A 9530-nucleotide genomic window follows, 5' to 3' on the forward strand; every position below is an offset into this window, starting at 1 on the left:
GCGTAAGCTTAATGGAGAATTTGGAAATTCAGCTGATAATAAAGAAGAGCAGAAACCAGTGGTAAGGGGGGTTTAAGGGTATTGCTATAAATTCCCGGTAGGTGCTTAGGTTTAATAAATGCTAGGCTTAGATTTACCTTTTGTGATTAAAAGTATTATTAAAAAGATAAATGCTGTCTTTTAAATCAATAAGAACAGTCTTTTTTTATATATACGTTTAGTATATTTTACTATCACAGCAGCACCATAGCACACATACAAGCAATTTAACAAAATAACTATTGCAAATTTATTAAGCATTGTATTAAACCTAATATTTAAGATATTAGTTAATATTTAAAATAGTTTTAATGTTTTATTAATAAATAAGGCTGTTACTCAGCATGTCTTATCATTTATACTGCTTACCTGAAATTATTATTAGATTTGCCCGTAACCTTCTTAAGCAATCACTTCAAGATTACTTTAATTATAGATTTCCTTTCCTCTCTAAAAACATAAATTGGGATTCTTCCGGCGTTATTGCTCAAATCCCTATTAAGGAATACTCTCCCTTTATCTATGTTACCTAAGTTAGTTTCACAGAATGAGGCATGCCCAGGTTTGTCATTTTATTAAGTGTATGACAACCAAGTAGAGTCTCAATATCTTGGTTATCCCATTTTCTAGATCTTAGCTTAGTACATATAATGCTTTTATAACGGTAAATAGTATTCTCTACAATTTCCCTCCTTCCATACTTATTTTTATTACGCCCCACATGGTAACCTTTTTCTTTAATATAGTTTATGGTACCAGGCCTCGGTTGTGTATAAGCTGTCTTAGCATCTGCGTTTTGTATTAAAGATTCTAAGCATAGTTAATATAATGATAAAGAGTGGCAATTTTAAATAAAATCGAAGAGATTTTAAAAAGAATTAAGTATTGCAAATGATGAAGATAAAATATAAGTGCAGATAAAAAGGTAATAAAGTATGAATTGGAAAAAATTGATTATTATATTATTTGGCGTTCCTCTTACAATTTGTATTGTATGTATTATGCTTCTGATTTCTTATAGTTGCTTAGAGGACTCCGGTATTCTGGATAGTTATAATACTTATTTACTTCAAAAGAAGCTGCAACAAGCTATAAAAGATGATATAAAAGTAATTCGTTTAAAGGATTTTACTAATTTTGACTGGGATAAAGTTTACATTGGTTACGAATATAAAAATAAAAAAATGTTATTCAGAAAAAGATTATGTTGACCTAACTTTCTATGATGGAAAAAAAGAAATAAAAATGCAATTAAGGGCTACTTTATATTCAAAATATGATGGTCATAGATGTTTTAAAGAATTTAATTTTTCTGATCAAATAAATATTCCTATTGAGAAATATAAAGAGGATATGCAGAAAAATCTTATTCTTGATAAAGCTTATTAAGTAGAAAAATATGACTATTGAAAAACTTATATTAGAACGTATTGTAGAGCGTATAGTAGAAAAAACAAAAGAATTTGAAAAGACTAAACTTGAGGCTCAAAACGAAGCATATATATATTTTGATAAAAATATAAGAGAATTAAATTTAGAGTTTAAGATGGGAATGTAGAGCACCCTGAAGAAGCTAGAAATTCAGATATAGATGCCTTTAGACATGCATATGCCGCAGGTGTTACAGCAATGGAGTATGGGTCAATCATTTCCGATATACTAGGTGACGCTTATGAAATTAAAAATAAAGGACAATAAAGTATGAATTGGAAAAAATTAATTATTATATTATTTGGAGTTCCTCTTTTATTAGGATTGCTAGCTATATTTGCTTTGATATCTTATACATATCTAGATAGTATAGGCATTCTAGATGGGTATGATAACTACTTATTTAGAAAAAAGCTTACCCAAGCTCTTAATAAGGGAGACAAAGTAATTCAGATTAAAGATATTACTAATTTTGAATGGGATAAAGTATGTGCTTATACTCCTTATACCTGGAAGCATAGTGAGGCATATGAATGGAGCTTAGTTTTTGAAAATGGAGGAAGGGTGGTGCATGAGTTCCCTGTTCCTGAAAGGCTTTCATTTGAATTATATGAGCATAATTGTGAAGGGATAAAAGCAAAATTTTATATTTTGTGTGATTCATCACTTAAACAAAATAAATGTTATATTAAATTAACTGAAAGTGAGTATTAATATGGGTTACATGGAAAAAAAAGAACAGCTTCAACAGGAAGCACATAAAGCATATGAAAATCATATTGGACCTATAAAATACATAACACGGCCAAATGGACGAGTTATAGCAGATACACATAATACTGATGTAGATGCATTTAGGCATGCATATGCCTCAGGAGTTATGGCGATGGAGTACGGGCCTACTATTTCTGATTTATTAGGAGAAGCGTATGAAATAAAAAATAAATGGGATAATTACAATGCACCTGAAGAAAAAAAGCTTAGTAAGAAGCAAATGTCATTAGAAAAAAACATGGACTTATGGAACAACCGCGCAGGAAGGATAGCAGCGAACGGATGTAAATCAAGAGAGGAATTTGGTCAAAGGTTAGCACAGGATCTTAAAGACGGAAAGCTTATTACTGATCTAACAACAGATACTCGTGAGTTTATAAGGGATCCTATAGAAGTTTATAAATATGATAAATTAGAAAACATAGCAAAGCAGCATGGTTTAAATGTCGAAGAATTAATTAATCTACCTGGTAATGAATACCTAAAGGGAAGAGTAACGGAGATAGGTGGTGAGAAGTTTATTGTAGCGCTGCCTGGAGAGGAAATTCAGTTACCTGAAAGCCAGAAAAATGAATCTGTAGTTGATCAGGTTATGCATACAATCGGCAGGTATTTAAACTTTACGAAAGTCCGCTGTGATCCTTTAGTGCTTGATATATCGGGAAAAGGTATAAATTTAATCCATGTAGATAAAAGCATGGTAATGTTCGACTTAGATGGAGACGGTTTTAAAGAGAAAGTAGGCTGGATTGGGGAAGGAAGCGGGTTATTAGTTATAGATAAGAATAATGACGGCATAATAAATAATATTAACGAGTTATTTGGCAACCAAAATACATCGGGCTTTGCTGATTTAAGACAATTTGATAAAAATAAAGACGGAATAATAAATAAGCATGATGAAATATATAATAAGCTTAGAGTTTGGGTGGATAAAAATGCTAACGGTATATCAGAAGCAAAAGAGCTATTTACCTTAGAAAGTTTACAAATTGAAAAAATCAATCTTAATTCTCATAATAATAGTTCATGGCTAAATGGTAATTTAATCGTAGCTAGGTCAACCTTTACTATGAAAGGTAAAGATCACCAAATTGCTGATATCAAGTTTACTATAGACCCAATGCACACGGAATATCACGGCAGTGATGGCAATCAAGGAGGAGCCCAACTTGAAAATCTCCTAAAAATTAATTTAAGAGGATATGGCAAATTAGCTTCATTACATAAAGCCGCCAGCAAAGATAGTACATTAAAAAACATAGTGGACAAAATATATAATATACAATACGAAGAATTAGGAAACGTTAACAGACTAATTACTGAGTTAATGTATACTTGGGCGGAATGTAACGATACTACAGTTACAAACGGTAAATTGGATTTAAGAAAAGCCTGCTTCCTTGAGAAATTTTCTGCAACTCCTGCTAGAAATACCGGCAACGGAGTTGAGGAATGGGTAGCTAAAGCTCTAAATTCCGCATGGAAACTTGCTTTCAATTTAGTTAAAATAAAAATATTACCACAGAGCTCATTAAAAGAAATATTCATCAATGCAAACTACCATTTTGCTAATGATGCTTTAATTTTAAACAGCAATATAGAAGATATAATAACGAGAGCGGAGTCTATAAAAATTGAAGACCAAGAATCTGCAGTTATAATGTGGGAAGCTATATGGTTAGCACTCAATAAATATGCTGACAAAGGTAAGTTAAGCATAACACCAATAATTGCAGAAAAAATTATTAATATATTAAAAACTAGACTACCTTCCGATACTAAGCTAGGGAGCCTGGAAAAGATTTTCGCAAGCAGTATTAACAATGTTAATGATATAATAAATGAATGGTTATTAGAAGGTGAAGACAAAAAAGATTTACTAATCGGCAATAGTAAAATTTCAAATATTATATACGGATATGGGAACAATGACATACTGATAGGCGGGAAGCAAAGCGATAAGCTATATGGTGGCTTCGGTGATGATATCCTTGAAGGAGGAGAAGGTGATGACGAACTATACGGAGAATACGGCAGCGATACTTACATTTGGGGGGCGGGATTAGGTAACGATATAATCTTCGAATCGCGTACTGATACTGATAGAGATTTCGTCAAACTAGTAGGCGGCATTACTCCTGAAGATATTGATTACTATTATACCAATCACAATACATACGGAAGAAGCATAGAGATTAAGATCAAAAGTACAGGAGAGAAGTTGCTGATTCCCAGAAAAAGTGAGCGTAGCACAGTAAGTGAGATGATATTTGACAATGGCAAAAAGGTAAGCTTGTTGGATAATATTCCTAATCTTGGTACTGACGGGGACGATGTACTTAAGGGGACTGCCTATAAAGATTATCTGAAAGGATTAAAAGGAAATGATAAGCTATATGGTGGTTCCGGTGATGATATCCTTGAAGGAGGAGAAGGTGATGACGAACTATACGGAGAATACGGCAGCGATACTTACATTTGGGGGGCGGGATTAGGTAACGATATAATCTTCGAATCGCGTACTGATACTGATAGAGATTTCGTCAAACTAGTAGGCGGCATTACTCCTGAAGATATTGATTACTATTATACCAATCACAATACATACGGAAGAAGCATAGAGATTAAGATCAAAAGTATAGGAGAGAAGTTGCTGATTCCCAGAAAGAGTGAGCGTAGCACAGTAAGTGAGATGTCATTCGACAATGGCAAAAAGGTATGCTTGTTGGATAATATTCCTTATTGTTCTAGTAACAATATTAATGATAAGACACATATCTACCATGAAGGAAATATTCACTTGGAAACAGGCTTTAATAATGAGGCACTTTTTTAAGTGATCATTAGTAAGGCAATTTAAGGAATAATAACCATTAACTTTAAATTATTTAAAACGAAAATTTGATTTTTAGTATATTTAAGAACTAATTGTGTTATAAAATTATTATTTGTTTTTAGAATATTTTAAGACTTACAGTAAAAATATTTAGTAACCTATTTTTAAAGAAATTTTTTTCCTTAACTCGTTTAATTAAAGCTACTAAAAATGGCATTGGTACTCAAATCAAAGTTAAAGTATATTTTCCTTTTACCCATGTGAGTTAAGTGAGTTCTAGAGATTGAGGCATACCCAGGCTAGTCATTTTATTAAGTATATGACAATGAAGTAAAGTCTCAGCATCTTGGTTATTCCAATTTCTTGATTTTAGCTTAGCTCCTATAGTGCTTTTGTGTCGGAAAATTGTGTTTTCAACTATTTCTCTTCGTCCATATTTATTCTTGCGTCAAGCATGGTGTCCTTTTTCTTTGATGTAATTAATTGTATTAGATCTATATTTTACAGTAGCCTTTTCTCCATTTTTAGTATGGCTTGTGGACAGCGGATGTAATACCATGATTAAATGTAATTTTCTCAAAACAGCTTTAGGAATATTACAAGATTTAATACCACAAGACATAAGTATTGATGAAGGATTGCTCGCACAATCATATAGGCACTGGGAAGAAAAGGGACGTTATTTTGACTTTCAAGATTAGATGAGGTAACAACAAGGGCATACTGAGTCGGCTCAAAATACACCGGGACATGTTTATAACAATCATAACTCCAATGGCCAAAGTTTACGCGCTCAGCGCCTGAAAGATCATGACTCGCAAGCTGAGAAAAAAGGTTGTTGTATAATGATGTAAATATAAAAGCATACTTTTCATAATAATACTACCTGATTTTCTCTTTTTAAAATTATAACGTTATACTCTATTAGTGTGCTACTAAGAAGGAATTTAAGGTATAATTAAAATAAATTACGTCATTATCCAATAAGCTATTCCCCTCAATATAGCAAATAGTAACTATTTATTATCTAATTCTTAATAAAATAGCTATTGTCAAATTAATTGACATTCTTTAATCTATTGCAAAGTTAATAAATAACTTTGAGGCTACCAAAATGTTTATTTTAAAAAAAGCTTTTATTCTAGGCGCATTAGCAGTTTCTATGTTTGTTCTGTCTAACCCTCAAAGCTTTGATGTTAAGTTCTTTAGTAATTTTCAAAGTACTATTCCTACAAGTTTTAATAATACTATCCTGCTAAGCCAAGGAATAGGTAATGGAGACTAGATTCACAACTTTATTAATAAAGTTATAGTGCTTATTGTTTAGAAATATTAGTAATAATTATTTTATCTTACTTAAATGTATTTTATCTAAAAAAATTGTTAATAATGTAAATGTAGCATTTATTATTTTAATATATATATATATATATATCGTGTGAGATTCTATGAGTAAATATAATCTACTTATAAGCTAGTAAAAAACTTAGCCACCATTTAATTCCCCCTTAAATTATTCATTTAAAAAATATCATAATAATATTTTTTTGTAATATTAAATATTTAGTTTATAATTTAGTAACTTTTTCTTAATAAGAGATGAGATGCTAAAATTAAATTATATTGATTTATTAATTGTTGTAGTTTTTTTAAGTACATGCTTAATAATTGGGTTGTATAGAACTACAAAGATAAATACTCTTAAGGAGTTTGCTTTAGGATTTAAAAATATATCCGTAATAGTGTTAGTATGTGCTGTATTCTCTTCCTCAATCGGGGCTGCAGGCACTCTTGGTGCTGTTGGGAAAATCTATGAATTTGGCGCAGTCTTTGTAGTAATCCAACTGCTTTCTCCTCTATACTGGTTAATAACGATCAAAGTTATTGCTCATAATATAGAACGGTTTAAAAAATGTATGACTCTAGGCGAAATAATGTATAAGCTTTATGGAGCCCCAGGTAGATGGATAATAGCTATAGCTTCAACACTAAGAAGCTTAGGTTCTATAGCAGCTCAAGCATTGGCGTTAGGGCTTGTGTTTAACTACTTTTTGGGTATTGAAACAGGCTATGGCATATTAATTGGTTATAGTATTATTGCTATATATTCAGCATTAGGCGGAATAAGAGCAGTTATACATACCGAAGTCTTCAAATTTGCAGTATTTTTCTTTATTATCCCCATATCATATATAGTTATTTTTTCTGAAGCAGGGGGGCTTGAAAATTTTGTTTCTTATTTACCAAATTCTCATTTAAATATAAAATTATCTAAAGAGAATATAAGTTTATTAACTAGTTTTGCATTGTATTCTTTATTGCCAGGGATAGATCCCGCATTTATACAAAGATGCTTAATTGCTAGGGATACTAAGCAACTTAAGGCAGCATTAAAGATGATTGCCTTAATATCAATACCCTTCTCAGCTGCGCTTTGCCTTATTGCTTATGAAATGAGAATGACATTTCCTAATATTATGCCAGATGAGGTCTTATTAAAATTCATCTCTCTCTTACCAACCGGGCTTAAAGGGATAATGGTATCTGGACTAATGGCAATTATAATGTCTGTAGGTGAGGCAAAAATTAATGCAACAAGTATTATTTTAGTTAATGACGTTCTAAAAGTATTACGCCCAGCGATGAGCAATTCGATGCAGCTAGGCGCATTGAGGGTTATTACTATAATTCTCTCTGTTTCTTCTCTTTTTCTTATTAAATCAAGTAGAAATATTTTAGATATAGTATGGTTAGTATCAAATTTTTGGGGTCCTACAATCTTTATACCAGTAGCATCAGGGTTTCTAGGGTTTAAAACTAATAGCAACTCATTTATAGTAAGTGTTATTTTTGCTATGATCTTTACTTTATCTACCGGCATTATAGTTGGAGACTTTGCTATCATGAGCTGGAGCTTCGGTATCTTAGGAAGTGCCATCGGCTTGTTTGGTATGCATTATTATCAAGTGTCTCAGGGAAGTATACAAGTACAATCAACCCCTAAAGTTATTAAGGAGTCATTTTTAACAAGAATTGGTTACCTTGTTTTTGAGCCGATAAAAAACTTATATAAATTCTTAATCTCCAGCATTAGGTTGCTTGCAGTAAACCCCGGGCAGCATAAAATAGAGATTAGAAAATTTTGTACTTTCACTCTTTCTTATTACTTTTTATATAGCCTGGATGTCACCTCAAGCCCGGGACATGTTACATTTGCTTATCTTATAACTATAGGATACTTTTTTTGCATGGTTTTATTATTTAGAGAGTTTATCGTAAGCAAAAAGTTTCTGGAAAAGTACTTACATTACTATTGGTATTTCCTGATCACCTTCTGCTTACCGTTTGTATCAAGTTTTATGTTATTCATTGGTTTTAATGACCCGTTCTGGGTAGTAAACGGTATATTATCTGCCTTCTCACTTTACTTATTCGTTGATGCGAGAAGATTTTTATTACTCTATTCGATCGGCACACTTTGCGGATTCATTCTATTCAAGCAGAGTGGTTTTAGTTTAGAGGGATTCCAGGAGATCACTACTACAGGCCGCATAGCATACATCTACTTGTTCTTCTTATTCGCCACCCTGTTTTTCCTCAGAAAACGCGAGAAAGAGCAGGAAGAGAGAGTAGAAACCATGCATGTATTCGGCGGTGCAATGGCACACGAAGTAAAAAGCCCGCTTGCAACTCTTAATATGTGCGCGCAGACCATAAATAATTTATTTCATGGGGCTTTTAATAATAGACAAATAAAAGAAGGAAATTGTACCTTAACTCTTAAAGAGGAAGATGCCAATACTTTAGCAGAATTTACACAAATGCTTACTAAAGTTAGCTCTCAGGGTATAAGCACGGTTGACGGGCTTCTTGCTTCTCTAAAAAGCACAGTAATTGCTGATGATAAGAAGAATATTACTATAGAAGAATGCGTTACCGCAAGCATATTGGAATACAAACTCCTAAACCCCGAGAAAGACGGTGTCGATATTAACATTGTAGAAAACTTTTTATTTTATGGTTCACTGCATTATGTTAAACGCTTGCTGTCTAATTTGCTGAATAATGCATATAAATATGGCGGCAGGAACGTAAAAATAGAGATTAGAGCAGAAAATAATAAGCTATATTTTAGAGATAACGGCAAAGGCATAGCAGAAGATGATATACCATATATATTTGATAAGTTTTATACCAAAAGTAAGAGTGGTACTGGTATCGGTCTTGCATTCTGTAAAATGATAATGCACGATATGGAAGGATATATTGAATGTAAGTCAAGGCTAGGCAAATATACTGAATTTATCCTAACCTTCCCGGCACTTAAGAAGAAAAAGAAGGTAGTTAAAAAGTAGCAAACCTAAATTATAGGTTTTTGAATGGCGTTATTGCTCAAATCAAAGTTAAAGTATATTTTCCCTTTACCCATGTGAGTTAAGTGAGTTTT

Annotated in this window: 8 protein-coding genes and 1 pseudogene; 8 read left to right on the forward strand and 1 reads right to left on the reverse strand. The window is 32.2% G+C overall.

Annotated elements, in window-relative coordinates; genetic code table 11:
• Positions 1 to 568: 568 nt before the first annotated feature.
• A pseudogene (locus NF27_RS10130) lies at positions 569 to 790 on the reverse strand (IS5-like element ISParac1 family transposase); the annotation flags it as partial.
• Positions 791 to 974: 184 nt separating this feature from the next.
• Between NF27_RS10130 and NF27_RS12875 the strand changes: the two are divergent.
• The 8 genes from NF27_RS12875 (at position 975) to NF27_RS10150 (ending at position 9438) form a co-directional block, all read left to right on the forward strand.
• Entirely contained in the window at positions 975 to 1250 is a 276-nt protein-coding gene (locus NF27_RS12875; RefSeq protein ID WP_039459238.1) for a hypothetical protein, read from the forward strand.
• A gap of 34 nt (positions 1251 to 1284) precedes the next feature.
• Complete coding sequence (locus tag NF27_RS12880; RefSeq protein ID WP_204367899.1) at positions 1285 to 1428, forward strand: hypothetical protein; 144 nt, start codon at positions 1285 to 1287, stop codon at positions 1426 to 1428.
• Between the two features lie 10 nt (positions 1429 to 1438).
• The gene (locus tag NF27_RS12660) at positions 1439 to 1597 is read left to right on the forward strand and encodes a hypothetical protein (RefSeq protein WP_161791860.1); all 159 of its coding nucleotides are present in this window, start codon (positions 1439 to 1441) and stop codon (positions 1595 to 1597) included.
• Positions 1598 to 1740: 143 nt separating this feature from the next.
• Positions 1741 to 2184 (forward strand): hypothetical protein, encoded by a 444-nt coding sequence (locus NF27_RS10140; RefSeq protein WP_039459240.1) that lies wholly within the window; start codon positions 1741 to 1743, stop codon positions 2182 to 2184.
• Positions 2185 to 2194: 10 nt separating this feature from the next.
• A complete protein-coding gene (locus tag NF27_RS10145; RefSeq protein WP_161791861.1) occupies positions 2195 to 5083 on the forward strand; it encodes a calcium-binding protein in 2889 nt (962 codons plus the stop codon).
• Between the two features lie 536 nt (positions 5084 to 5619).
• The gene (locus tag NF27_RS12665; protein ID WP_161791862.1) at positions 5620 to 5784 is read left to right on the forward strand and encodes a hypothetical protein; all 165 of its coding nucleotides are present in this window, start codon (positions 5620 to 5622) and stop codon (positions 5782 to 5784) included.
• Between the two features lie 413 nt (positions 5785 to 6197).
• Complete coding sequence (locus NF27_RS12670) at positions 6198 to 6368, forward strand: hypothetical protein (RefSeq protein ID WP_161791863.1); 171 nt, start codon at positions 6198 to 6200, stop codon at positions 6366 to 6368.
• Positions 6369 to 6687: 319 nt separating this feature from the next.
• Complete coding sequence (locus NF27_RS10150) at positions 6688 to 9438, forward strand: sodium:solute symporter family transporter (RefSeq protein WP_039459246.1); 2751 nt, start codon at positions 6688 to 6690, stop codon at positions 9436 to 9438.
• The last annotated feature ends 92 nt before the right edge of the window (positions 9439 to 9530 follow it).

Source organism: Candidatus Jidaibacter acanthamoeba, assembly GCF_000815465.1.
Lineage (GTDB): Bacteria > Pseudomonadota > Alphaproteobacteria > Rickettsiales > Midichloriaceae > Jidaibacter > Jidaibacter acanthamoebae.

Excerpts from the sequence above, each read along its gene's own strand:
- NF27_RS12880 (WP_204367899.1), top strand. The coding sequence starts at position 1,285 with ATGCAATTAAGGGCTACTTTATATTCAAAATATGATGGTCATAGATGT.
- NF27_RS12670 (WP_161791863.1), top strand. The coding sequence starts at position 6,198 with ATGTTTATTTTAAAAAAAGCTTTTATTCTAGGCGCATTAGCAGTTTCT.
- NF27_RS12660 (WP_161791860.1), top strand. The coding sequence starts at position 1,439 with ATGACTATTGAAAAACTTATATTAGAACGTATTGTAGAGCGTATAGTA.
- NF27_RS10145 (WP_161791861.1), top strand. The coding sequence starts at position 2,195 with ATGGAAAAAAAAGAACAGCTTCAACAGGAAGCACATAAAGCATATGAA.
- NF27_RS12875 (WP_039459238.1), top strand. The coding sequence starts at position 975 with ATGAATTGGAAAAAATTGATTATTATATTATTTGGCGTTCCTCTTACA.
- NF27_RS10140 (WP_039459240.1), top strand. The coding sequence starts at position 1,741 with ATGAATTGGAAAAAATTAATTATTATATTATTTGGAGTTCCTCTTTTA.
- NF27_RS10150 (WP_039459246.1), top strand. The coding sequence starts at position 6,688 with ATGCTAAAATTAAATTATATTGATTTATTAATTGTTGTAGTTTTTTTA.